This is a genomic window from Pseudomonas sp. MPB03 (assembly GCF_046605385.1).
GTDB classification, from domain to species: Bacteria; Pseudomonadota; Gammaproteobacteria; order Pseudomonadales; family Pseudomonadaceae; genus Aquipseudomonas; species Aquipseudomonas zanjanensis.
Map to the genome: position 1 here is coordinate 649,961 of NZ_CP176770.1, position 25,083 is coordinate 675,043.

General features: G+C 61.5%; 20 protein-coding genes. 11 read left to right on the top strand and 9 right to left on the bottom strand.

Annotated features, from left to right (window positions below):
* Nucleotides 1–83: 83 nt before the first annotated feature.
* The gene (gene gpmI / locus ACLH0I_RS02785) at nt 84–1,613 is read right to left on the bottom strand and encodes a 2,3-bisphosphoglycerate-independent phosphoglycerate mutase (protein WP_411386237.1); all 1,530 of its coding nucleotides are present in this window, start codon (nt 1,611–1,613) and stop codon (nt 84–86) included.
* Nucleotides 1,614–1,765: 152 nt separating this feature from the next.
* Between gpmI and ACLH0I_RS02790 the strand changes: the two genes are divergently transcribed.
* The 3 genes from ACLH0I_RS02790 to secB are packed head-to-tail and all read left to right on the top strand — an operon-like array spanning nt 1,766 to nt 2,958.
* Nucleotides 1,766–2,179 carry a rhodanese-like domain-containing protein gene (locus ACLH0I_RS02790; protein WP_186710851.1) on the top strand — a complete coding sequence of 138 codons (414 nt, stop codon included), beginning with the start codon at nt 1,766–1,768 and terminating at the stop codon, nt 2,177–2,179.
* Between the two features lies 1 nt (nt 2,180).
* Entirely contained in the window at nt 2,181–2,435 is a 255-nt protein-coding gene (gene grxC, locus ACLH0I_RS02795; RefSeq protein ID WP_186710850.1) for a glutaredoxin 3, read from the top strand.
* Between the two features lie 40 nt (nt 2,436–2,475).
* Nucleotides 2,476–2,958, top strand: a complete 483-nt coding sequence (secB, locus tag ACLH0I_RS02800) for a protein-export chaperone SecB (RefSeq protein ID WP_058546235.1) — start codon at nt 2,476–2,478, stop codon at nt 2,956–2,958.
* 144 nt (nt 2,959–3,102) lie between these two features.
* On the opposite strand, the gene trmL is transcribed toward secB, so the two are convergent.
* Nucleotides 3,103–3,558 carry a tRNA (uridine(34)/cytosine(34)/5-carboxymethylaminomethyluridine(34)-2'-O)-methyltransferase TrmL gene (trmL, locus tag ACLH0I_RS02805; RefSeq protein ID WP_053117534.1) on the bottom strand — a complete coding sequence of 152 codons (456 nt, stop codon included), beginning with the start codon at nt 3,556–3,558 and terminating at the stop codon, nt 3,103–3,105.
* Between trmL and ACLH0I_RS02810 the strand changes: the two genes are divergently transcribed.
* Nucleotides 3,557–3,997, top strand: a complete 441-nt coding sequence (locus ACLH0I_RS02810) for a hypothetical protein (protein ID WP_250961892.1) — start codon at nt 3,557–3,559, stop codon at nt 3,995–3,997. The genes trmL and ACLH0I_RS02810 overlap by 2 nt on opposite strands.
* Nucleotides 3,998–4,515: 518 nt before the next feature.
* Here ACLH0I_RS02810 and ntrC read toward each other — a convergent pair.
* The 6 genes from ntrC to glnA all read right to left on the bottom strand — a co-directional run bounded on the left by ntrC (nt 4,516) and on the right by glnA (nt 10,794).
* Complete coding sequence (gene ntrC / locus ACLH0I_RS02815; protein ID WP_186706133.1) at nt 4,516–5,952, bottom strand: nitrogen regulation protein NR(I); 1,437 nt, start codon at nt 5,950–5,952, stop codon at nt 4,516–4,518.
* Complete coding sequence (glnL, locus tag ACLH0I_RS02820; RefSeq protein WP_003186732.1) at nt 5,949–7,034, bottom strand: nitrogen regulation protein NR(II); 1,086 nt, start codon at nt 7,032–7,034, stop codon at nt 5,949–5,951. Before glnL ends, ntrC begins: the two co-directional genes overlap by 4 nt.
* Before the next feature lie 253 nt (nt 7,035–7,287).
* On the bottom strand, nt 7,288–7,911 hold the full coding sequence (locus ACLH0I_RS02825) for a DUF4124 domain-containing protein (protein ID WP_250961893.1): 624 nt from the start codon (nt 7,909–7,911) through the stop codon (nt 7,288–7,290).
* Entirely contained in the window at nt 7,908–8,426 is a 519-nt protein-coding gene (locus ACLH0I_RS02830) for a DUF4124 domain-containing protein (RefSeq protein WP_250961894.1), read from the bottom strand. The genes ACLH0I_RS02825 and ACLH0I_RS02830 overlap by 4 nt, the downstream gene beginning before the upstream one ends.
* Before the next feature lie 275 nt (nt 8,427–8,701).
* Nucleotides 8,702–9,265 (bottom strand): chorismate mutase, encoded by a 564-nt coding sequence (locus ACLH0I_RS02835; protein ID WP_411386238.1) that lies wholly within the window; start codon nt 9,263–9,265, stop codon nt 8,702–8,704.
* A gap of 122 nt (nt 9,266–9,387) precedes the next feature.
* Nucleotides 9,388–10,794: a type I glutamate--ammonia ligase gene (glnA, locus tag ACLH0I_RS02840; RefSeq protein WP_057449143.1), complete on the bottom strand. Its 1,407-nt coding sequence runs from the start codon at nt 10,792–10,794 to the stop codon at nt 9,388–9,390.
* A gap of 328 nt (nt 10,795–11,122) precedes the next feature.
* Here glnA and thiI point away from each other — a divergent pair, with 328 nt between their 5' ends.
* Both thiI and typA read left to right on the top strand, forming a co-directional pair.
* Nucleotides 11,123–12,577: a tRNA uracil 4-sulfurtransferase ThiI gene (gene thiI / locus ACLH0I_RS02845; protein ID WP_411386239.1), complete on the top strand. Its 1,455-nt coding sequence runs from the start codon at nt 11,123–11,125 to the stop codon at nt 12,575–12,577.
* Between the two features lie 133 nt (nt 12,578–12,710).
* Nucleotides 12,711–14,531, top strand: coding sequence for a translational GTPase TypA (gene typA / locus ACLH0I_RS02850; RefSeq protein ID WP_250961897.1), 1,821 nt, complete (start codon nt 12,711–12,713; stop codon nt 14,529–14,531).
* A gap of 225 nt (nt 14,532–14,756) precedes the next feature.
* Here typA and ACLH0I_RS02855 read toward each other — a convergent pair whose 3' ends face one another.
* Nucleotides 14,757–15,194 carry a YkgJ family cysteine cluster protein gene (locus tag ACLH0I_RS02855; protein WP_134922476.1) on the bottom strand — a complete coding sequence of 146 codons (438 nt, stop codon included), beginning with the start codon at nt 15,192–15,194 and terminating at the stop codon, nt 14,757–14,759.
* A gap of 254 nt (nt 15,195–15,448) precedes the next feature.
* Between ACLH0I_RS02855 and ACLH0I_RS02860 the strand changes: the two genes are divergently transcribed.
* The 5 genes from ACLH0I_RS02860 (at nt 15,449) to ACLH0I_RS02880 (ending at nt 25,032) form a co-directional block, all read left to right on the top strand.
* Nucleotides 15,449–17,899 carry a glycogen/starch/alpha-glucan phosphorylase gene (locus ACLH0I_RS02860; protein WP_411386240.1) on the top strand — a complete coding sequence of 817 codons (2,451 nt, stop codon included), beginning with the start codon at nt 15,449–15,451 and terminating at the stop codon, nt 17,897–17,899.
* Between the two features lie 291 nt (nt 17,900–18,190).
* Nucleotides 18,191–21,814, top strand: coding sequence for a DUF2339 domain-containing protein (locus tag ACLH0I_RS02865; RefSeq protein WP_411386241.1), 3,624 nt, complete (start codon nt 18,191–18,193; stop codon nt 21,812–21,814).
* Nucleotides 21,811–23,187 carry a DUF3999 domain-containing protein gene (locus ACLH0I_RS02870; protein WP_411386242.1) on the top strand — a complete coding sequence of 459 codons (1,377 nt, stop codon included), beginning with the start codon at nt 21,811–21,813 and terminating at the stop codon, nt 23,185–23,187. The genes ACLH0I_RS02865 and ACLH0I_RS02870 overlap by 4 nt, the downstream gene beginning before the upstream one ends.
* Nucleotides 23,188–23,421: 234 nt before the next feature.
* The gene (locus tag ACLH0I_RS02875; RefSeq protein WP_030141457.1) at nt 23,422–24,432 is read left to right on the top strand and encodes a class 1 fructose-bisphosphatase; all 1,011 of its coding nucleotides are present in this window, start codon (nt 23,422–23,424) and stop codon (nt 24,430–24,432) included.
* A gap of 3 nt (nt 24,433–24,435) precedes the next feature.
* Nucleotides 24,436–25,032, top strand: a complete 597-nt coding sequence (locus ACLH0I_RS02880; RefSeq protein WP_411386243.1) for a DUF924 family protein — start codon at nt 24,436–24,438, stop codon at nt 25,030–25,032.
* Nucleotides 25,033–25,083 lie beyond the last annotated feature (51 nt).

Consider the following 25,083-nt stretch of genomic DNA (forward strand, 5'->3'; position numbering starts at 1 on the left):
ATGAGGCCATGACATCCAACATAGATGTTGACTGTAATACCGCTATCGCGAGCAAGGTCGCTCCCACATTGGTATGTGTTGGGTCAGACCAGGATCGAAGTCCCGGTCATCTCCGCCGGCTTCTCCATGCCCAGCAACATCAGCATGGTCGGCGCTACGTCAGCCAGCACGCCGCCGTCGCGAACCTTGAAGTCACGCTTGCCGACATAGATGAACGGCACCGGCTCGGTGGTGTGGGCGGTGTGGGCCTGGCCGGTGGATTCGTCGGACATCTGCTCGACGTTGCCGTGGTCGGCCGTGATCAACGCTTCCCCGCCGACTTTTTCCAAAGCCTCGACGATGCGACCCACGCAGGTGTCCAGGCATTCCACGGCCTTGACTGCCGCCTCGAACACGCCGCTATGGCCCACCATGTCGCCGTTGGCATAGTTGACAACGATGACGTCGTAGCGCTGGTTCTCGATGGCATCGACGATGCGGTCGGTCACTTCCGGCGCGCTCATTTCCGGTTGCAGGTCGTAGGTGGCGACTTTTGGCGACGGGATCAGGATGCGTTCCTCACCCGGGAAAGGTTCTTCACGGCCACCGGAGAAAAAGAACGTCACGTGGGCGTACTTTTCGGTCTCGGCGATGCGCAGCTGGGTCTTGCCGTTTTTCGCCAGGTAGTCGCCGAGCACATTTTCCAGGCTGCCGGCGGCGAAGGCCGATGGCGCGGGAATGCTGGCGGCGTATTGAGTCAGCATCACGAAACCGGCCAGTTTCGGCTGGCGGGCGCGTTCGAATTCCTTGAAATCGTCTTCGACAAATACGCGGGTCAGTTCGCGGGCGCGGTCGGCGCGGAAGTTCATGAACACCACGGCATCGCCGTCTTCGACTTTAACCGGCGCGCCGAGGGTGGTGGCCTTGACGAATTCGTCGCTTTCGCCGCGCTCGTAGGCGGCTTGCAGGCCTTCTTGCGCGGTGGCGGCGTGAAACTCGGCATTGCCATCGACGATCAGGTTGTAAGCCTGGGCGACTCGGTCCCAGCGGTTATCCCGGTCCATGGCGAAGTAGCGACCGATCAGGCTGGCGATCCGGCCTTTGCCCAGCGCCTTGAACGCGTCGTCCAATACTTTGATCGACGACTCGGCGCTCTTCGGTGGCGTATCGCGGCCATCGAGAAAGGCGTGCAGATAAATATTTTCAGCACCGCGCTTGGCAGCGAGTTCGGCCATGGCGACCAGGTGGTCCTGGTGGCTGTGCACGCCGCCGTCGGACAACAGGCCCATGAAGTGTACGGCCTTGCCGGCGGCCACGGCTTTATCCACGGCGGCGCAGATGGTCGGGTTTTCGAAAAATTCGCCGTCGCGGATCGATTTGGTCACGCGGGTGAAGTCCTGGTACACCACACGGCCTGCGCCGAGGTTCATGTGGCCGACTTCGGAGTTGCCCATCTGCCCGTCCGGCAGGCCGACATCCATGCCGCTGCCGGAGATCAGGCCGTTGGGTACGGTGGCCCACAAACGGTCCAGCACCGGCTTGTTGGCCGAATACACGGCGTTGGATTCGTGGCTGTCACTGTGACCGAAGCCGTCGAGAATCATCAGGACCAAAGGTTTAGGCGTGGTAGTCATGGAATCCACTCGTGGCGGGTTAAAAGAAGACGATGGAAAAGGGACGGGCAGTTTAAAGGTAAGTTCCGACGGCGTCACCGCCGGGCGGGGTTTGGCCGGCCTTGCGTGCTGTGTATACTGGCCGACATTTTAACGCCCTGGAACCTCCTTCGATGGTTGCTCACCTGATTGAATTTGCCACTAACCACTACATTCTCGTCGGTATCTTCGTCGTACTGCTGGCGTTGCTGGTTGCCCACACGATGCAGGGCGGCGGACGCAGCCTGAGCACCGGCGAGCTGACCGCGCTGGTCAACAAGGACGCCGGCGTCGTGGTCGATATCCGCCCGAGCAAGGACTACGCCGCCGGTCACATTGTCGGCGCGCTGAACATTCCTCAGGACAAACTGATCGCTCGTGCGGCCGAACTGGAAAAACACAAGGCCAAGACGCTGATTCTGGTGGACGCCCAGGGCCAGCAGGCCGGTACCCTTGCCCGCGAACTGATGAAGTCCGGCTTCACCGCCGCCAAACTGTCCGGTGGCGTTGCGAGCTGGAAAGCCGACAATCTGCCCCTGGTGAAGTGACATGCCCCACGTAGTTGTCTATTCCAGCGATTACTGCCCTTATTGCTCCCGAGCCAAGCACCTGCTCCAGAACAAAGGCGTGGCTTTCGAAGAGATCAAGGTCGACGGCAAGCCGCAACTGCGCGCCGAAATGACCCAGAAGGCCCGGCGCACCTCCGTGCCGCAGATCTGGATCGGCGACACCCACGTGGGCGGTTGCGATGACCTGTTCGCCCTGGAGCGCGCCGGCAAGCTCGACGCGCTGCTCAAGGCCTGAATTCCCAATTAATAGAACCTGAAAGTAAGAAGGATCTGCGATGACTGACCAACAGAACACAGCTGCCACTGAAGAAGAAGCCGCACCGCAATTCTCCTTGCAGCGCATTTACGTTCGCGACCTGTCTTTTGAAGCCCCGAAAAGCCCGGCGATCTTTCGCCAGCAGTGGGAGCCGAGCGTAGGCCTGGACCTGAACACCCGTCAGAAAGCCCTGGAAGATGACTTCCACGAAGTGGTGCTGACCCTGTCGGTGACCGTGAAGAACGGTGACGAAGTGGCGTTCATCGCCGAAGTGCAACAGGCCGGTATCTTCCTGATCAAGAACCTGGACGCCGCTTCGATGAGCCACACCCTGGGCGCGTTCTGCCCGAACATCCTGTTCCCTTACGCCCGCGAAACCCTGGACAGCCTGGTGACCCGCGGTTCGTTCCCGGCCCTGATGCTGGCTCCGGTGAACTTCGATGCCCTGTACGCGCAAGAACTGCAGCGCATGCAACAGGAAGGCGGCGCGACCGTTCAGTAAACGGCGCTCCAACGCCTGAATACAAAACCTGTGGGAGCGAGCTTGCTCGCGATGGCGGTGTATCAGTCGACATCAAAGCTGACTGACCCAATGCTATCGCGAGCAAGCTCGCTCCCACAGGTGTTTCTGGCTGGCAGCCAGGGCTCAGGCGAAGCCGTTCTGCCGCCACGCCTCATAAACCGCCACCGCCACGGTGTTGGACAGGTTCAGGCTGCGGCAGCCTTCGCGCATTGGCAGGCGCAGGCGCTGCTCGGCGGGCAGGGCGTCCAGCACGTCAGCCGGCAGGCCACGGCTTTCCGGGCCGAACAGGAACGCATCACCAGCGACGAAGCTGGCGTCATGGAACGGCCGCGAACCCTTGGTGGTAAAGGCGAACAGGCGCGGATGCCCGAGGCTCTCCAGGCAACTGGCGAGGTCGGCGTGACGCTGCAAGGTGGCATACTCGTGATAGTCGAGGCCGGCCCGGCGCAAGCGCTTGTCGTCCATGTCGAAGCCCAGCGGTTCGATCAAATGCAGGTGGCAGCCGCTGTTGGCGCACAGCCTGATGACGTTGCCGGTATTGGGCGGTATTTCCGGTTGAAAAAGGATGACGTGAAACATGCACGGCTCCGCAGATAAAGATGAGCGGCATTCTACGCCGCAAACCGACCGACGTTCGAAGCTATTGCCTCGGGTGATGGGGTCGTTGGCGATCGTCGGCATGATGGTGGGGCTGATGATCGGGCGCCTGACCACGCCCGACCCGAGCGCGTTGCAACAGGTCGAAGTGACAGACGGGGCGCTGGTGGCCTGGTTCAACAATGAACCCAAGCTCCATGGGGAAATCGTCGACGGCTCGGTGGCGCTGCTGCTCCAGGCAGAAGGCCGGCCGCAGAAGGGCCAGTTGAAAGTCAACGGCAAGGACGTGAACTGGCGGGTGCGCTTGAGTGACAAGGGGTTGTTGCTGACGCTGGTGGCGGCGCGTCCGTTGCGAGGGGAGTGGACCGGCAGCGAAGTCGATGACCGCTGGCGGTTGGAGATCCGTCTCCAGGAGCAATAAAAGAGGGAATCCCCGGCCTGCCTGTACCAAGGTCCCCAAAACGGGAGGGCTCGCGCTGAGCGCGTGGCCCTGGGTGTAAAGAAGGGAAACCTTGACCTGCCTGTATCAAGGCCCCCAAAACAGTGGGCTCGCTGAGCCCGTATAAAATGGGAATCCCCGGCCTGCCTGTACCAAGGTCCCCTAAACTGGGTAGTGATCTAGCTATTGCAGGGGGCGTGCCAGTTTTAAATGGTTTGTCACAAAAAGACCGCTGGTGATGTGAAAAGCCCCGTATTCCGGGGCTTTTGCTTTTGTTTGTGCGTTTTTTTTCGAGCTGTGCCGATGGGGTTTGGCTTGTGGTGCATGTGCAATTGCGGTTCGCAGTGCATTGATGCGGTGCATGAAGCCTTTAAAAGCATCGTCGGATCGCCGCCCGGAGCAAGCTCGCTCCCACGGTAGCTCTGTGTCGTTCACAAAACCTGTGGGAGCGAGTTTGCTCGCGATGGGGCCTCCAAATTCAGCGAAGGGTCAAAGGCTGATCAGCCCTCATCCCCGTCATCATCATCCCCACCATCGACCTTCATCCCCAATTCCTTGATCTTGCGGGTCAAGGTATTGCGGCCCCAGCCCAGTAGCACGGCGGCGTCGCGGCGGCGGCCGGCGGTGTGCTTGAGGGCGGTTTCGATCATGATCCGCTCGAAGCTGGGCACGGCACTGTCCAACAGGCTCGACTGGCCACGGGCCAGGGCCTGGTCGGCCCACTGGCGCAGGGCTTGTTCCCAGTTGGTCACCGGGGCCGAATCCTGCGGCAGGCTCAACAGCTCCGGCGGCAGGTCGCTGATGTGCACCTCGCGACCCGAAGCCATCACCGTGATCCAGCGGCAGGTGTTCTCCAACTGGCGCACGTTGCCCGGCCATGGCAGGTTCTTGAGGTATTCCTCGGTTTCGCTCTTGAGCAGCTTGGGCTCGACCGCCAGTTCCTGGGCCGCGCGGCTGAGGAAGTGCCGGGCCAGGGTCGGGATGTCTTCACGACGGTCCGCCAGGCGCGGGATATGGATGCGGATCACGTTCAGGCGATGGAACAAGTCCTCACGGAATTTGCCGGCGTGCACCAGGGTTTCCAGGTTCTGGTGGGTCGCGGCGATGATGCGCACATCGACCTTGACCGGCGTATGGCCGCCGACCCGATAGAACTCGCCATCGGCCAATACGCGCAACAGGCGGGTCTGGGTGTCAGCCGGCATGTCTCCGATTTCATCGAGGAACAGCGTGCCGCCGTCGGCTTGCTCGAAACGCCCACGGCGCAGGTTGGCCGCGCCGGTGAACGCGCCTTTCTCGTGGCCGAACAGTTCGGACTCCATCAAGTCCTTGGGAATCGCCGCCATGTTCAGCGCGATGAACGGCGACGCCGCCCGTGGACTGTGGCGATGCAGGGCGTGGGCCACCAGTTCCTTGCCGGTGCCCGACTCGCCGTTGATCAGCACGGTGATGTTGGAGTGGCTCAAGCGCCCGATGGCGCGAAACACTTCCTGCATCGCCGGAGCTTCGCCGATGATTTCCGGGGTGCGGGCCAGGGCCGGCACTTCTTCCAGGCCCTGCTGCTCCTGGGCGTGCTGGTTGGCGCGCTTGACTAGCGACACCGCTTCGTCGACGTCGAATGGCTTGGGCAGGTATTCAAAAGCGCCGCCCTGGTAAGACGCCACGGCGCTGTCCAGGTCGGAATGGGCGGTCATGATGATCACCGGCAGGCGCGGATGCTGTTCGCGAATTCGCGCCAACAGATCCAGGCCGCTGGCGCCCGGCATGCGGATGTCGGAGATGATGACGTCCGGTTGCTGACGCGCCAGGCGACTCATCACCCCGTCGGCGCTGTCGAAGCTCTGGGTGGTCATGCCTTCCTGTTGCAAGGCTTTTTCCAGGACCCAACGGATAGAACGGTCGTCATCGACGATCCACACGGTTTCACTACGGCTCATGTCGATGTGGCTCCTTGTTCCAGTGGCAGGAAGATCGAGAAGGTGGTGTGGCCGGGGTGGCTCTCACATTCGATCAAGCCCTGATGCTGACTGATGATGTTCTGGGTAATGGCCAGGCCCAGCCCGGTACCGTCCGGACGGCCGCTGACCATGGGGAAAAAGATGGTTTCCTGCAGCTCGGCTGGGATGCCCGGGCCGTTGTCGATGATTTCGATCTTGGTCACCAGGCGATGGCGCACATGGCCGATGGTGAATTGGCGCATGGCGCGGGTCCGCAGGCTGATGCGGCCCAGGCGCAGTTCGTTCTGGCTGCTGATGGCCTGCATGGCGTTGCGCACGATGTTCAGTACGGCCTGGATCATTTGTTCGCGGTCGATCAAGACATCGGGAATGCTCGGGTCATAGTCGCGCACCAAGGTGATGCAGCCCTGGCTTTCGGCTTCCACCAGGCTGCCGACACGTTCCAGCACTTCATGGACGTTGCACATCGCCAGGGATGGCAGCTTGTTCGAGCCAAGCATGCGGTCCACCAGGTTCCGCAGGCGGTCGGCTTCTTCGATGATGACGTTGGTGTAGTCCTTGAGGCTTTCTTCCGGCAGTTCGCGGGCGAGCAACTGCGCCGCGCCACGTATCCCGCCGAGGGGATTCTTGATCTCATGGGCGAGGCCGCGCACCAGCATCTTGCTGGTTTCCTGCTTGGACAATTGCGCCTCTTCCTTGGTGATGCGCAGCAGCCGATCACGGGGATGGACTTCCAGCAGCAGCAAAGTGGCACCGTTGTTCAGGATCGGCGTGACTGCGTAATCCACGGTCAGGGTCTGGCCGGTCAGGGCGGTGAGCATCGCCTCACGCTTGGTGAACGGGTGGGCCTGCTCCACCGCTTGGCGCAGGGAGTTGAGCGCTTCGGCGGATTCGGTGAACAGCTCGCTGATGAACTGCCCGTGACTGCGCTGGCCGCTGACGGCCAGGAGCATCTCCGCCGCCGGGTTCATATACTCGAGGCGCAATTCTGCGTCGAGCAGGATGGTCGCGGTGGTGAGGTTGTCGAGCAGCAAGCGGTGTAGTGCGTCGCTAATGGTCATCAGGACCTCTTTTGGAGCGTAGCAACTGGGGACCGATCCCAAATTGCGCGCGCGATTAATGCGCTGTTGCGAGGAAAATGCAAAAACCAAACCAAGGCTCCGAAAAGAAGCGTTTAGAGCCTCAAAAGGGTGTTTTTCGGTCGGTTGCGTGGCGTTCTGCCAGCTTTTTCGGGTACTTTCGAACCAAAATGGGTTTTGGATCTGGGTATCGTGCAAGCTATTGCACCAATATAGTGCGTCGGTCTGGGTGGTGTTAGAAGAACGGCAAGATGCTGCTTTTTTCTTCTTCAGGTTTTTCGGCGAGAGGGCACTCGGGCCGTTGACCGTAGTCGGCCGTGGCGCAGGGCTTGATGCGGCGCTTTTGCGCCAGGGACATGCGCTGCATGTGGAAGGGCTGGTTGGCGGTGCGCTCGACGATGCGGTCCTGCTCGTCAAGGATTTCCACCGCCAGATGATGGCTGCCCCGGTCGATGTTACTCAAGGCGAATACCGGGCTCGGCCCCGGCGCGCCCGTCGGCTGGCCGTCGAGCAACAGCCGGTAGCGGTGGCCTTTTTTAAGGCCGGGCTCGCTGGTGACGCTGACGATCAGTTCGCCTGCGGTGCTGCGTATTGTCGCGTCCGGCTCGGGTATCAACAGCCGGAGCATTTCGTAATGGAACAGCGGCTCGGGCCGGGCTTCGGCCGCAGGCGCCGAGGGTGTGCTCGCCGGCGGCGTCGGCATCCGGTTGCCGGGTGACACTTGGACTTTCTTTGCGTTGCCAGGGCGCGGCTGATCGGTGAACACACGATTACCCTGGGCATCGATGTAGGTGTAGACCTGCGCCACCCCGGGCAGCGCCGCCAATGCCAGGCCAAGGGCGAGCCACCAGCGGATCATGGTCGGTGCACCCGTTGCACGGTGAACGTGACGGTTTCGCTTTGCTGCACAAGGTTCTCTCCGTCGATGACCTGAACCGCCAGGCTGTGTTCGCCCCGATCGATATTCATCAATTGCAGGCGCGGCACGTTGCTCGGCTGGCCGTAGGGCTGTCCGTCCAGCAGCAAACGGAACAGATGGGGGCTGCGCAGGCGCGGTTGGGCACGCACGCCCACGGTGAAGGTGCCGTTGTTGGCACGCAGGGCCTCCTCGGTGGGGATGTCGATCAGTTCCAGGATCTCATAGGCATTGCGCGGTTCGTCGCTGTTCGCGGGGGCTGGTGGGGTGTCCGGGCTGGTTGGGGATTGACGTTCGATGCTGTTGAGCGGTGGCAACTCCACTGTCTGCGCCGGTACGCCTTGGGGCGGCTGGTTGCTGTAGGCGGTGTTGCCCTCGGCGTCGGTGTACTTGTAGATATGCGCGGCGGCAGGCAGCGCCAGCAGCAACAACAGGATGATTAAAAAACCGCGACCCATGGGAAATCAACCGAAAACCAGAGTGATGGATGCAGCATAGGCCAGGGCGGATGGTTGGCCCAGTTGTTGTGTTGCTCCCACAGGGGATTTGCTGTGAGCACACATCTTGAGCCCGATGCAAAACCATTGTGGGAGCGAGCTTGCTCGCGATAGCGGCGTGTCAGTCATTGGGGTGTTGGATGTGCCGGCCTCATCGCGAGCAAGCTCGCTCCCACAGGGGATCGGTTGTGAGCACACATCTTGGGCTCGATGCAAAACCACTGTGGGAGGGGGGCTCAGGATTTCGGGGAAACGCACAGTCCGCCGGTTGCCCGGATCAAGGCGAGCCTGTGTATCGGGTGCTGTTTGTTGTGGTGGGTGGCTCGGGCCAGCCATTGCGGGCAGTGCGGGTCGGTGCGGTAGGGGGCGAAATCGGCCAGTTGCTGCAATAGGCGTTTTTGTAGTCGATCAAGTTGTGGGCGGATCTCGCCTACCAAGTCCGGGCGTGGCAGGTCCGGGGCCTTGCCGTCCAGGGCCCAGTCGGACAAGTTGATGTATTGCACCATTTTGTTGGCTTCTATCTGGGCGGCGAAAAACGCTTCCACGGTTTCGCCACTCAACTTGTAGGCCGGCGCCTGGGCAACGGCGGCGGCAATGACTTCACGCTCGCGCTGACGGTCCTCCACAGGTTTGCCACTGTCCCATTTGCTCAACGCTACCTGGTCGGCGATGGCCAGGCGTTCGCCAATGGCGTTGAGCAGCGGGGTGAGGTCGTCAGGGGCGCGGGTCGAGGCGGCTTCGGCGGTGGTAGCCAGCAGCGCGGCAGACAGGGCAAGGCAGAGCTTGAAGCGCAACGTCATGGTCAGTCTCGTCTTCTGTGGGGGAGCGACGAGGCATCATGCACTTAACCTGCCCCCATAAAAAAGGCCTCCCGAAGGAGGCCTCTCTTTAGTTCACGCCGTGCGTGGCGGCGCTTACTGGATCAGCAGCTGTAGTACAGCTCATATTCCAGTGGGTGTACGAAGGTGCGAACCTTGATTTCTTCTTCGCTTTTCAGTGCGATGTAAGCGTCGATGAAGTCATCGCTGAATACGCCGCCCTTGGTCAGGAACGCACGGCCCTTGTCCAGCTCTTCCAGGGCTTCTTTCAGGCTGCCACAGACCTGTGGGATTTCCTTGGCCTCTTCAGGCGGCAGGTCATACAGGTTTTTGTCAGCGGCATCGCCAGGGTGGATCTTGTTCTGGATACCATCCAGGCCGGCCATCATCAGTGCAGCGAAGGCCAGGTACGGGTTGGCAGCCGGATCCGGGAAGCGTGCTTCGATACGGCGGGCTTTAGGGCTGTTCACGTAAGGAATACGGATCGAGGCGGAACGGTTGCGAGCCGAGTAGGCCAGCATGACCGGAGCCTCGAAGCCTGGGACCAGACGCTTGTAGGAGTTGGTCGACGGGTTGGTGAAGCCGTTCAGGGCCTTACCGTGCTTGATGATACCGCCGATGAAGTACAGGGCGGTGTCCGACAGGCCGGCATAGCCTTCGCCTGCGAAGGTGTTCTTGCCGTCCTTGGAGATCGACATGTGAACGTGCATGCCCGAACCGTTGTCGCCGTACAGAGGCTTCGGCATGAAGGTCGCGGTGCGGCCGAAGGCGTCAGCCACGTTGTGTACGCAGTACTTGAGGGTCTGTACTTCGTCAGCCTTCTTGACCAGCGTGTTGAATTTCACGCCGATTTCGTTCTGGCCGGCAGTCGCCACTTCGTGGTGGTGAACTTCGACGGTCTGGCCCATTTCTTCCAGTGCGTTGCACATGGAGGTACGGATTTCGTGGTCGAAGTCGAACGGTGGAACCGGGAAGTAACCGCCCTTGATACCTGGACGGTGGCCTTTGTTGCCGCCTTCCACGTCCTGGTCGGACATCCACGAACCTTGTTCGGAGAAGATCTTGAACATGGAGCCGGAGATGTCGGACTTGAACTTGACCGAGTCGAAGATGAAGAACTCAGGCTCAGGGCCGAAGAAAGCGGTGTCGCCGATACCGGTGGACTTCAGGTATTCCTCGGCACGGTGGGCGATGGCGCGTGGGTCGCGGTCATAGCCTTGCATGGTCGAAGGTTCGATGATGTCGCAGACCAGGATCAGGGTCGGCTCTTCGGTGAACGGGTCCAGGACGGCGGTTTCGTCGTCCGGCATCAGGATCATGTCGGAGGCTTCGATGCCTTTCCAGCCGGAGATGGAGGAACCGTCGAACATCTTGCCGATTTCGAAGAATTCGTCGTCCAGCGCATCACGGGCCGGCATGGTCACGTGATGTTGAGTGCCTTTGGTGTCAGTGAAGCGCAGATCAATCCACTTGACGTCATGATCTTTGATGAGTTGAACCGACTTCGACATATGTCCTCCGGGTGGCTTCGGGCGGGTAGTGGAGTGCCCTTAGATATGGGTGATGCCGGCGCGAATACTCTGCCAAGGCAACCTGCCTCACAAGGGAGCAAATTGCATGCCAGTGCCCCAGCATGGGTTTTTTGCACCAAATCCACGCTTTTAAAGGCGTAAATCACAGATTGTCAGACAATAACGCACTGCAATGTGGCGCCGCCAATCGATAATGACCTGTTTTGGTGCATGTAAAACCATCTGCACATAAACTGGTTAAACCTTGAGCAATTTCCGCTATAATCCGCGCCCCCCTTTTTCGGCTGGCCGTTCGCGCGCTGTTTTCATGAAACTAATCGTAAAAGTCTTCCCCGAGATCACCATCAAGAGCCGCCCGGTACGGATGCGTTTCATCCGCCAGTTGGCCAAGAACATCCGTGCTGTGCTCCGAGACCTGGACCCGGCTGTGGTGGTGAATGGCGTGTGGGACAACCTCGAGCTGGAAACCCGTGTCAGCGAACCCAAGGTCCTGAAGGAAATGACCGAGCGCCTGAGCTGCATGCCGGGCATCGCGCATTTTCTGCAAGTCGACGAATATCCGTTGGGTGATTTCGACGACATCCTTGCCAAGTGCATGCTTCATTATGGTGACGCACTGGCCGGCAAGATCTTTTCGGTGCGTTGCAAGCGTGCGGGCAAGCACGCGTTCAGCTCGATGGATGTGGAGAAGTACGTCGGCAGCCAATTGCGCCGGCAATGCGGCGCGGCCGGTATTTCGTTGAAAGATCCGGAAGTCGAAGTCCGCATCGAAATTCGCGACCAGCGGCTATTCGTGATCCACAGCCAGCACAACAGCATCGGCGGTTATCCGCTGGGTTCGCTGGAGCAGACCCTGGTGCTGATGTCCGGTGGCTTCGACTCCACGGTAGCCGCCTACCAGATCATGCGTCGCGGGTTGATGAGCCATTTCTGCTTTTTCAACCTGGGCGGGCGCGCCCATGAATTGGGCGTGATGGAAGTGGCGCACTTCATCTGGAAGAAGTACGGCAGCTCCCAACGCGTGTTATTTGTGAGTGTGCCGTTCGAGGAAGTCCTGGGCGAGATTCTCGGCAAAGTCGATAACAGTCATATGGGCGTCATTTTGAAGCGTATGATGTTGCGCGCCGCTTCACGAATTGCCGACCGCCTGCAAATCGACGCGCTGGTGACCGGCGAGGCGATCTCCCAGGTGTCGAGCCAGACGTTGCCGAACCTGTCGGTGATCGACTGCGTGACCGAGAAGCTGGTCCTGCGTCCACTGATCGCCAGCCACAAGCAGGACATCATCGACCAGGCCAATGAAATCGGCACCGCCGAGTTTGCCCGGCACATGCCGGAGTATTGCGGCGTCATCTCGGTCAATCCGAAGACGGCGGCCAAGCGCGGGCGGGTAGAGCACGAAGAGAAAGAATTCGACATGGCGGTGCTCGAGCGAGCGCTCGAAAACGCCAGGCTGGTGCCGATCGATCGGGTGATCGATGAATTGGGCCAGGATGTTCAAATTGAAGAAGTCGGCGAAGCGTTGGCCGGTCAGATCATCATCGACATCCGCCATCCGGATGACGCTGAAGACGACCCGCTGAGTGTCGCCGGCATCGAGGTAAAAACGATGCCGTTCTATGCAGTGAACGCGCGTTTCAAGGAACTGGACCCTACTCGCCAGTACCTGCTGTATTGCGACAAAGGCGTGATGAGTCGCCTGCATGCCCACCATTTGCTCAGTGAGGGGCATGCCAATGTGCGCGTTTATCGACCGAGCTAAGTGCCCGGGGCTGTTTGCCTGTGGCCTGCGTCACCGGCCCCCCGACGCCGCCGACACGCTGTAACTGTCGGACTCAACGTAAATCGCTGCCACGACCTGTCAGCACACCGAATCCTCTGATCGAGATACACAAGTGATCGAAAATCTACGCAACATCGCCATCATTGCTCACGTTGACCATGGTAAGACCACCCTGGTAGACAAACTCTTGCGTCAATCCGGCACCCTGGAGCGCAACGAGCTCAACGACGAGCGCGTGATGGACTCCAACGACCAGGAAAAAGAGCGCGGTATTACCATCCTGGCGAAAAACACCGCCATCAACTGGAACGGCTACCACATCAACATCGTGGACACCCCGGGCCACGCCGACTTCGGTGGTGAAGTAGAGCGCGTGATGTCGATGGTCGACTCCGTACTGCTGCTGGTTGACGCTCAAGACGGCCCTATGCCGCAAACCCGTTTCGTGACCAAGAAGGCGTTCGAAGCCGGCCTGCGTCCGATCGTGGTCATCAACAAGGTTGACCGTCCAGGCGCGCGTCCGGACTGGGTTCTGGACCAGATCTTCGACCTGTTCGACAACCTGGGTGCCACCGAAGAACAGCTGGACTTCAAAGTCGTCTACGCCTCGGCCCTGAACGGCATTGCCGGCCTGGACCACACCGCCATGGCGGAAGACATGACCCCGCTGTACCAGTCGATCGTCGACGACGTACCGGCACCGAAAGTCGACCGTGACGGTCCGTTCCAGATGCAGATCTCGGCACTGGACTACAACAGCTTCCTGGGTGTGATCGGTGTTGGCCGTATCGCCCGTGGTCGCATCAAGCCGAACACCCCGGTGGTTGCCATCGACGCTGAAGGCAAGAAGCGCAACGGTCGTATCCTCAAGCTGATGGGTCACCACGGCCTGCACCGCATCGACGTTGAAGAGGCAGCGGCCGGCGACATCGTCTGCATCAGCGGCTTCGACCAGCTGTTCATCTCCGACACCCTGTGCGACCCACTGAACGTCGAAGCGATGAAGCCGCTGACCGTTGACGAACCTACCGTTTCGATGACCTTCCAGGTCAACGACTCGCCGTTCTGCGGCCGCGAAGGCAAGTTCGTGACTAGCCGTAACATCAAGGAACGCCTGGACAAAGAGCTGCTCTACAACGTTGCCCTGCGCGTTGAAGAAGGCGACTCGGCCGACAAGTTCAAAGTCTCCGGCCGTGGTGAGCTGCACCTCTCGGTACTGATCGAAACCATGCGTCGCGAAGGCTTCGAAATGGGCGTGGGTCGTCCTGAAGTGATCATCCGCATGGTCGATGGCGTCAAGCACGAACCGTACGAAAACGTGACCATCGACCTGCCGGAAGAATCCCAGGGCGCGATCATGGAACAAATGGGCCTGCGTAAAGGCGACCTGACCAACATGGTTCCGGATGGCAAGGGCCGTGTGCGCCTTGAGTACAACATCCCGGCCCGTGGCCTGATCGGTTTCCGTAACGAGTTCCTGACCCTGACCTCCGGTGGCGGCATCCTGACCTCGATCTTCGATCGTTACGACGTGATGAAGTCCGGCGACATGTCCGGCCGTCAGAACGGCGTGCTGGTATCGGTTGCCACCGGCAAGGCCCTGACCTACTCGCTGGAAACCTTACAAGCGCGCGGCAAGCTGTTCGTCGAGCACGGCCAGGATATCTACGAAGGTCAAATCGTCGGCCTGAACAGCCGCGACAACGACCTGGGCGTGAACCCGACCAAAGGCAAGAAGCTCGACAACATGCGTGCTTCGGGCAAGGACGAAACCATCGCCCTGGTTCCGCCGGTCAAGTTCACCCTGGAACAAGCGCTGGAGTTCGTGCAGGAAGACGAACTGTGCGAAGTGACGCCTAAGTCGATTCGCCTGCGTAAGAAAATCCTTGGCGAAAGCGAGCGTACCCGCGCTGCCAAGAAAAGCGGCAACTGAGTCTCGACTTAGTTAGCGGCTGAAAAAAAACGCCCCCGGTCGTGAGATCGGGGGCGTTTTTTTATGCCTGGAAGTTAGTAGTGGCTTTCAGGGCGCTATCGCGAGCAAGCTCGCTCCCACAGTAGATCTTCAGCGGATACAGATTCTGTGTCCGACATGAATCCCCTGTGGGAGCGAGCTTGCTCGCGATGGCGATGGTTCAGGCGCTAGATAACCAACGGCTGATCAGAATCGATCCAACGTCCGCGGGTTGCGCTCGCGCTCCACTTCCTTGGGCTTGTAGGCGCAATAGCCTGGCCGTGGTCCGACCCGAGGATGGTTGCGGCAGGTGTCCGGGCGCTTCTCGTAAATGGTGCACAGCCGGCTCTTGCGGTCCAGATAAAGGCAATCGTTGTTGCTCATGCGCTGGAGCGTGAAGATTTCCGACTTCTGGTTGTAGCGCTCGACGATCCCTTCCTTCTGCAGGCGCTTGGCGATGTTCTTCGGTGGGTCGCCCAGTTCGAACTCATCGACGATGCCAATGCGGATCAGGTCCTTGATCTTGACCTCCACCGGCAGCGTGCAGCAGCTCGACACGCAGGAACCGCACATCGGGGCGGAGTACTTGGCCCAGGTATCGAGTCGGTCGATCTCCGCGGCGGCGATCAGGTTGGACTTCATCATCACGGTTTACCAGCATGCATCAGGGCGCGCGATCATACCGGGACTGGTGAAATTTTGAACGACCATCTGCCGGTTTTTTTTGCATCCCGGCAAAACCTGTCCGGACCGGCACGGCCCCTGCATTCATTCGACCATCCGGCAATTCCATGGCGGCGATTCTCCGACACTCGGGGAAATCCACCGAACCAAGAGCCTGTACCGTCTGTCAGACCGTCTAGGCTCAGACAATTCCATGCTCGTTCGAGGTCTTATCAATGACTCAAGAACCACTTGTTCGCGAAGCTGAAGTTGCGGCATTTCGCGACGCCGTGTTGACCAAACTCACTTATGCCGTCGGCAAGGACCCCGATCATGCGTTTGATCACGATTGGTTCGAAGCCATTGCCCTCGCCGCCCGCGACCACATGGTCGAACACTGGATGGACCACACGCGGCAGATCTACCGCAAGGGCCAGAAGCGGGTCTATTACCTCTCCCTGGAATTTCTCATCGGTCGCTTGCTCTACGACAGCCTGAGCAACCTCGGCCTGCTGGACACCGCCCGTGAGGCCTTGACTGAGTTGGGCGTGGACCTGGAGCGTATCCGGCTGCTCGAGCCCGACGCGGCGTTGGGCAACGGTGGCCTTGGCCGCCTGGCGGCGTGCTTCATGGAGAGCATGTCCACACTGGGTATCGCCGGCCATGGCTACGGTATTCGTTACGAACACGGCTTGTTCCGCCAGGCGATTGTCGATGGTTGGCAGCAGGAGCAGACCGAGCACTGGCTGGATTTCGGCAACCCGTGGGAGTTCGAACGTCCGGAAGTGGTCTACCCCATCGGCTTTGGCGGCAGCGTCGAGACCGTGACCGATGACACCGGCAAGACCCGCCAGGTCTGGTCCCCGGCCGAAACCGTGCGGGCCATTGCCTATGACACGCCAGTGGTGGGCTGGCGCGGCGCCAGTGTCAACACCCTGCGCCTGTGGCGCGCCCGGGCGGTAGAAGACCTGCACCTGGAACGCTTCAATGCCGGCGACCACCTCGGCGCCGTAGCCGAAGTGGCCCGGGCCGAAAGTATTTCCCGCGTGCTGTACCCAGCCGACAGCACCGAAGCCGGGCAGGAACTGCGCCTGCGCCAGGAATATTTCTTCGTCGCCGCCTCGTTGCAGGACTTGCTGCGCCGCCATCGCAACATGCACACCTCGGTGCTGACCCTGGGCGATCACGCGGCCATCCAGCTCAACGACACGCACCCGTCCATTGCCGTGGCCGAGTTGATGCGGCAGTTGGTGGACGTCTACGACGTGGCCTGGGACGCGGCCTGGCAGGTCACCCAGGACACGCTGTCCTATACCAATCACACGCTGTTGCCCGAAGCCCTGGAAACCTGGCCGGTGGGGCTGATGGAGCGCATGTTGCCCCGGCACATGCAGATCATCTACCTGATCAACGCCCAGCACATCGATTCGCTGCGGGCCAAGGGTGTGCACGATTTCGACGTGCTGCGCGCGGTGTCGCTGATCGAGGAGGACAACGGTCGCCGGGTGCGCATGGGCAACCTGGCGTTCCTCGGTTCCCACAGCGTCAATGGCGTGTCCGGGCTGCATACCCAGTTGATGCGCAGCACGGTGTTCTCCGAGCTGCACAAACTCTATCCGGAGCGGATCAACAACAAGACCAACGGCATCACCTTCCGCCGCTGGCTGTTCCAGGCCAACGCTGAATTGACTTCGATGATGGTCGACGCCCTCGGCCCGAGCGTGCTCGACAACCCCGAGGAGCGCTTGATCGAACTGGAACCGTTTGCCGACAAGCCGGCGTTTCGCAAGCAGTTCGCCGAGCAGCGCCTGCACAGCAAGAAGGCCCTGGCGTACCTGATTCACGAGCGACTGGGCATCGCCGTCAACCCGGCGGCGATGTTCGACGTGCAGGTCAAGCGGATCCACGAGTACAAGCGCCAGTTGCTCAACCTGATGCACACCGTGGCGCTGTACCAGGCGATTCGTGCCGAGCCGGAAGTGGACTGGGTGCCGCGGGTGAAGATCTTCGCCGGCAAGGCCGCCGCCAGTTATCACCAGGCCAAGCTGATCATCAAGCTGACCAACGACATCGCCCGGGTGGTGAACAACGACCCGACCGTGCGCGGCTTGCTCAAGGTGGTGTTCCTGCCCAACTACAACGTCAGCCTGGCCGAAAGCATCATCCCGGCGGCGGATTTGTCGGAGCAGATTTCTACCGCCGGTTTCGAAGCTTCGGGCACCAGCAACATGAAGTTCGGCCTCAACGGTGCGCTGACCATCGGCACCATGGACGGCGCCAACGTGGAAATGCATGACCGCGTCGGTGGCGAGCACATGTTCATCTTCGGCCTGACCGCCGAGCAGGTCGAGGCGCGCAAGCGCAACGGCGAATTCAGCGCCGCGCCGGACATCGCTGCGTCCCATCGGCTCAACGATGTGCTGCAGGCGATTCGTGGCGGGGTGTTCTCGCCGGACGATCCGATGCGCTACACCGGGCTGGTGGACTCGTTGGTGGATTACGACCGCTTCTTGGTTTGCGCCGATTTCGACGCCTACTGGAACGCCCAGGCCAAGGTCGAAGAGAAGTGGCACGATTCCAAGCAATGGTGGCGTTCTGCGGTGCTCAACACCGCGCGCATGGGCTGGTTCTCCTCGGACCGGACCATTCGGGAATACGCCACCGACATCTGGAAAGCCCTGGAGTAGCCTTTACTGCAAGAAATGTGAGCGAAGCCCAACGGCGGTTGGGCTTCGTCGATATACTAGGCGCCAGTTTCGCCGGGCTGTGCAGCCGGACTCGGTACTGGAAATGCCAACCATCCAATGTGGGAGCGAGCTTGCTCGCGATAGCAGCCTGTCAGGCAACATTAATGTCACCTGACACACCGCATCGCGAGCAAGCTCGCTCCCACAGGGCTTGGGGGTTTTCCACTAGACTGATCCAGGCACCGCATCACCCCGGTTACGCCCGCAACGGGCCGCTTAGGGATATCGACCATGCAATGGATCTTGACGTTGTTGGGCCTGGCACTCGGCTGGGTGGTGGACGAGTCGTTCGCCGATGCGCTGATAGGCGCACTGGTGGGGCTTGGCATCGCCCAGGCGTTTCGACTGGGGCGCCTGGGAGTCCAGGCCGCCAAGCAACAGATCTTGTTGCAGGAAGCCCAGCAGAGCGTGCTCACGCTGGAAGCCCGCCTGGCGGTTCTCGAACGCGGCAAGGTGGCCGAGCCACCTGATCCGACGCCAGCGCCCGAGGTTGCCGTGCCCCAGGCCGCGCAGCCCGCGACGCGTAGCGAGCCGCAGCTCGTCTGGGAGTTGCCGCCAGACCTCGAACCCGTTTCCGCGATGGCCAGCCAGGCCAGCCAGCCGTTGCCCGAGAACATTTGGAAACCCGCGCCAGAGACGTCCAGTCGACGTGCCAACCGCGACTTTGCCCCTTTGCCCCTGGAGCCGATCGCTGCGGAGCCGGCGGCCCCGCGCGGCCCGAATCTGTTCGACCGCGCCGTGACGGGCGCGCGCAACTGGCTGTTTGGCGGCAATACCGTGCTGCGAGTCGGTGTGCTGCTGTTGTTCCTCGGCCTGGCGTTCCTGCTGCGCTACGCCACCGAAGGCATGGTGGTGCCGATCGAAGTGCGTTACGCCGGTGTCGCGGCCAGTGCGTTGGGCCTGCTGGGCCTGGGCTGGTGGTTGCGCCAACGCAACAGCAGTTATGCGCTGATGCTCCAGGGGACGGGGATCGCCGTGCTGTACCTGACGGTGTTCGCCGCCATGCGCCTGCATCCGTTGCTCGACGCCAAGGCGGCCCTGGGTTTGCTGGTGGCGGTCACGGTGTTCTCGGCGATCCTCGCGGTTACCCAGAACGCCATGGGCTTGGCTGCTGCGGCGGCGCTGGGCGGGTTTGCCGCCCCGATCCTGACCTCCACCGGCAGCGGCAACCACGTTGCCCTGTTCAGCTATTTCATCCTGCTCAATGCCGGCATCCTCGCGATCGCCTGGTTCAAGGCCTGGCGCCTGCTCAACCTGATCGGTTTTGTCGGCACCTTCGGCATCGGTTTCGCCTGGGGCCTGCGTTCCTACACACCGGAACTGCTGTGGAGCACCGAGCCGTTCCTGATCCTGTTCTTCCTCATCTACCTGGCGATTGGCTTGCTGTTCACGCGGCGCAAATTGTTGGAAATGAGCGACGCTCCCGAAGACGCTAGCCGCGAGGCGTTGCTGCGCTGGTCGGCGCGCAAGGGCGATTACGTGGACGGGAGCATGCTGTTCGGCCCGCCGCTGGTGGGCTTCGGCTTGCAGTTCGCGTTGGTGCAGCACCTGGAATTCGCCGCCGCCTTCAGCGCCCTGGCCCTGGGCATGATCTACATGGGCCTGGCTCGGCTATTGATGGGTGGGCGCGCCCTGCTGTTGGCGGAAACCTGCCTGGCCCTGGGGGTGATTTTTGCCAGCCTGGCGATCCCGTTGGGGCTCGATGCCCGTTGGACCGCGGCGGCGTGGGCCGTGGAAGGCGCGGGAATCTTCTGGCTGGGCCTGCGCCAGCAACGTCCATTGGCCCGGGCTTTTGCCTTGTTGCTGCAAGTGGGCTCGGCACTGGCGTTCCTCAGCGAGTTGCGCACTGGCGACGGCAGCCTGCTCGATGGTTCACCGCTGGGAGCATTGATGCTCGGCGGCGCCTTGCTGTTCACCTTCTACCAGTTGCTCAAGGCTGAGCCCGGACACTGTTCGCATTGGGAACGCCAAGGCCGGCCGATGCTGGCGGTGCTGGGGCTGAGTTTCCTCTATCTGCTGGCACCGCTGTTCTTCCTCACCCACGGCACCGCCATTGCCTGGGCCCTCGCCGGTTTGGCGACGCTGTTTGTCGGCCTGCGCCTGCAATCGCGTAGCTTCCTGTTCACGGCGTTTGCGGTGCAATTGCTCGGCGGCGCGCTGTTCCTGTTGCGCTTGCAAGGTGCCGAGGGCGATGCCTCAGCGGTGTTCAGCGCGGGTTGGAGCGGTTTGCTCAGTGCCTCGCTGATCGGCCTGGCGTTGATCGGCGGCATGTTGCTGGCGGCGCGCGACGACATGGTGCGCAACGATGTCCGGTTGCTGCGCGGCTTGTCGGTGGTATTGCTGGCGGGGCTGGTGCTGATCAATCTCGCGGTGCTGTTCGTCCTGCCGTGGCAAACGGCGAGCGGCGTATGGGCGGCCAGCGGCCTGTTGATCATCTGGCTGAGCCTGTACCTGAAACAACGGGTGAGTTTTGTCTTCGGCCTGCTGTTGCAACTGCTGGGCGGTGCGGCGTTCCTGACGGCGGGGCCGGCGCTGTTGGGGCCGCTCAATGCCGAGGACCTGCGGCCCCTGGCCCATAGCGGCTTCTGGACGCCGTTGGTGCTGGGGCTGGCAGCGCTGGTGGGGGCATGGCGCCTGCAACGGGCGCATGCCGCGCAGGAACTCGATGCCTTGAGCTTGCAGCGCCTGTCCGAGCTGTTGCTGATCTGGGGCGCCGGTTGGTGGGCGCTGGCGTGGGTCAGCGAAGTGCTGCGCTTCGCCCCGGCGAACCTGCAAGGCAGCTTGCTGTTGACGGTCGCGGCGCTCAGCGTGGCGGTGTGGAGCGTGTTGTCGCTGCGCTTGAAATGGCCGGCGCTGGGGCTGCTGTGCACCTTGTTGATCCCGGCGGCGGGTTGTGTGCTGGTGGCAACGGGGCACAGCCATTACCACCCGGCGGCGAACGTTGGCTGGCTGGCCTGGCTGGCGGTATTCGCCGTGCATTTCCTCTCGCTCAAGCGCCTGGCCGAGACGCTGCCGGCGCAGGCGCGCAGTACGGCCCACGTCCTGGGTTGCTGGTTGCTGATGGCGGTGTTGATGCTGGAGTTGCGTTACGGCCTGCTATTGCTGTCCGAGCAGTACAATGCCTGGCGCTGGCTGGCCTGGGCGATCCTGCCGGGCTTGTACCTGGTGCTGATGGCCACGCCGCGTACCTTGCCATGGCCGGTCTCGGCCCAGCCGCGCGAATACCGGGTCTACGCGGCGGCGCCCATGGCGCTGTTGATGCTCGGTTGGTTCTGGCTGACCAACACCTTCAGCGATGGCAACTCAGAGCCACTGCCTTATGTGCCGTTGCTCAATCCCCTGGAACTGGGCCTGCTGTTCGCCTTGTTCGGTATCTATGTGTGGGCCCGCAACGCCGTGGCGCAATCGACGAACCGCTGGAGTCGCGTCGGGTACATCGCCCAGTTGATCGCCGGTGTGTCGCTGTTCGCGTTCTTCACTGCCCTGGTGATGCGTACGGCTCACCAGTGGATGGGGGTCCCGTACGAGCTGGATGCGCTGCTCGAGTCAATGTTCGTGCAGGCCGGCTTGTCCATTGTCTGGACCCTGATCGCCCTGGGCCTGATGATCGGTGGTCACCTGCGCCATCGTCGAGAAGTGTGGCTGGTGGGCGCGGCGTTGATCGCCGTGGTCGTGGCGAAGCTGTTCTTTGTCGAATTGAGTAACCGTGGCGGTCTGGCGCGGATCGTGTCGTTTATCGGCGTGGGCGTGTTGTTGCTGGTGGTGGGCTACTTCGCGCCGCTGCCGCCAAAACGCCCGGAAACGGCCTCACCGGTCGAGCCGCCGATGCCTGTCAGTGAGGGAGTGTCATCTTGAGTCGCACGTTGAATCGGATCGGGCTGGGGGTGGTCGGATTGTGGGTGGCCTTGTCGGCTACGGCCCAGGAGCAACCGGCGGATTTCGCCCATCAGGTGCCGTTGGCCTTGAGCGGCGAAGGGCCGTGGTATCGCCTGCCATTGCCATTGGACGTTCAATTGCAAGCGCGGCAGACCGACCTGAGCGACTTGCGAGTCTTCAACGCCGCCGGCCAGGCCCAGGCCTACGCCTTGGTGCGCGAGTCGGCTCAGAGTCGGGAAAACCGCACCTTCACCGACGTGAAGTGGTTCCCGCTGTACAACGCCGCCGATGACAACGAGCGCGCGCCCAGCGTGCGGGTGCAATCGAACGCCAACGGCACCCTGGTTGAAGTCCAACCCGCCAGCCGGCTCGAAGCCGGGGAAGAGGCGTTGCGTGGCTGGTTGTTGGATGCCAGTGCGATCAAGGCACCGCTGCAGCAGTTGATCCTCGACTGGACCAGTGAGCGCGACGGTTTCCAGCGATTCACCATCGAAGCCAGCGACGATTTGCAGCACTGGCAGTCATGGGGCGAAGGCCAGGTGGCGCGCCTGACCTTTGCCGACGAGCAGGTCGAACAGCATGAAGTGAATCTGCCGGGGCAGCCGGCGCGCTATCTGCGGCTGCTGTGGGATTCGCCGTCCTCGGCGCCGGTGCTGACCTCGGCCCAGTTGCAAAGCGCCAGCCGCGAAAACCTGCCGTTGCCACTGGCCTGGTCGCAGCCGTTGGCCGGCAGCACGACGAAGACCGGTGAATACACCTGGCAGCTGCCCATGGGGCTGAACATCGAACAGGTGGAGGTCGAACTGAGCCAAGCCAACAGCCTGGCGCCGGTGACCCTGGCTGGCCGCCGCGAAAGCAGCCATCCGTGGCAGCCGCTGGGCGCTGGTTTGCTTTATCGCCTGACCCAGAACGGCCAGGACGTGCTGCAAAACCGTCTGCAACTGTCCGGCCAGACCGTGCAGCAACTGAAATTGACCGTGGACGAGCGCGGCGGTGGCCTGGGAACCGAAGCCCCGGCGTTGCGCTTTGCCGTGCGTCCGACCCAAGTGGTGTTCCTGGCGCGGGGCGAAGGCCCCTACCGCCTGGCGCTGGGCAGCGCGACAGCCAAGGCGGCCAGCTTGCCATTGACCACGTTGGTGCCCGATTACAAACCGTCGCGCCTGGCGGCGTTGGGGACGGCGACGGTGAACGGCTCGGCCACTTCGACGCCGGTTACGGCCGCTGCCGCTGTGCCGGCGACGGTCGATACCAACTGGAAGAAAATCGGCTTGTGGGCGGTGCTGCTGCTGAGCGTGCTGTTCCTCGCGGCGATGGCTTTCAGCCTGCTGCGCAAGCCGCCGGTCAAGAGCTGAGGTGTGTTCATCGCGAGCAAGCTCGCTCCCACACTGGACCGTGTTCCTCGGAAGAACTCGGTCAACTGTGGGAGCGAGCTTGCTCGCGATGGCGCCCTGTCATTCAACAGAAATACCCAGGCGAACCGCTGCGCCGTGAACTCAATCCTCCATATCCCGTCTCATAGGAGGAATTAAGTCCCGACTCGCGCTAAACTGCGCGGGTTTTCCGCCCCCTATTTTTCGGAGCCGTCCATGTCCCGCGTTACCTTGAGTCGCTATTTGATTGAGCAGACCCGCAGCAACAATACCCCTGCCGATCTGCGCTTTTTGATCGAAGTGGTGGCGCGTGCGTGCAAGGAGATCAGCCACGCCGTCTCCAAAGGCGCCTTGGGTGGTGTCCTGGGCAGCATGGGCACCGAAAACGTGCAGGGCGAAGTGCAGAAGAAGCTGGACGTGCTGTCCAACGAAATCCTGCTCGAAGCCAACGAATGGGGCGGTCACCTGGCGGGCATGGCATCCGAGGAAATGGACAATGCCTACCAGATCCCGGGCAAATACCCCAAGGGTGCCTACCTGCTGGTATTCGACCCACTGGACGGTTCGTCGAACATCGACATCAACGCGCCGGTCGGCACCATCTTCTCGGTACTGCGTTGCCCGAACGAGTACCTGAGCCAGAACGAAGCCCTGAATGAAAAGGCCTTCTTGCAGCCAGGCACCGAGCAGGTTGCCGCCGGTTATGCCATCTATGGTCCGCAGACCATGCTGGTGCTGACCTTGGGCGACGGCGTCAAGGGCTTCACCCTGGACCGCGAGATGGGCAGCTTCGTCCTGACCCACGAAGACATCACCATTCCTGAAACCACCCAGGAATTCGCCATCAACATGTCCAACCAGCGTCACTGGGAAGCTCCGGTACAACGCTACGTCAGTGAGTTGCTGGCCGGTGAAGAAGGCCCGCTGAAGAAGAACTACAACATGCGCTGGGTCGCCGCGATGGTTGCCGATGTGCACCGGATCCTGACCCGTGGTGGCCTGTTCATGTACCCGCGCGACAGCCGCGAGCCCTCCAAGCCAGGCAAGCTGCGCCTGATGTACGAAGCCAACCCGATGTCGTTCCTGGTGGAGCAGGCCGGTGGCGCTTCCACCGATGGCCACCAGCGCATCCTTGATATCAAGCCTGAAGGCCTGCACCAGCGTGTGGCCGTGTTCCTCGGCTCGAAGGAAGAAGTGGCCCGCGCCACGGCTTACCACAAGGAGTAAATCATGGCCGAGCCCTGGCAGCCGTTGCTCGATTGGTGGTTTGGCACAGCCGAAAAACCAGATGAGATCGCGGCTGACAAGGGCAAGCTATGGTTTGGCAAAGGCCATGATCGCCAGGCGCAAGAGCGCTTCGGTGATCAGGTCGAGCAGGCACTGGCCGGCGGATTGACCGATTGGGCGCAACGCCCGGAAGGTTGGCTGGCCTTGGTGCTGCTACTAGATCAACTTCCCCGGATGATCTATCGCAACACCCCCGAAGGTTTTTCCGGCGACCTGCGTGCCCAAGCGCTGGTGGCTCAAGGACTGGCGGCGGGCTTCGATCAGCAACTCAAACCCATCCAGCGCGTATTCATCTACCTCGTACTCGAACACTGCGAAAACCTCGCGGTGCAGAACGAAGCCGTGTCGCGGTTCATCGAGTTGGTTCGAGAACAGCCCGAGGCGCAGCGTGCGGTGTTTGAGGACAACCTGGATTATGCCGAGCGGCATCAGAAGATCATTGCGCGGTTTGGCCGCTTTCCCCATCGCAATGCGGTGTTGGGGCGTAAGTCCACGGCTGAAGAAGTGGAGTTCTTGAGCAGGCCTGGGTCCAGGTTCTAAATTGTGTTGTGGCCGCTATCGCCATCGCGAGCAGGCTCGCTCCCACAGTAG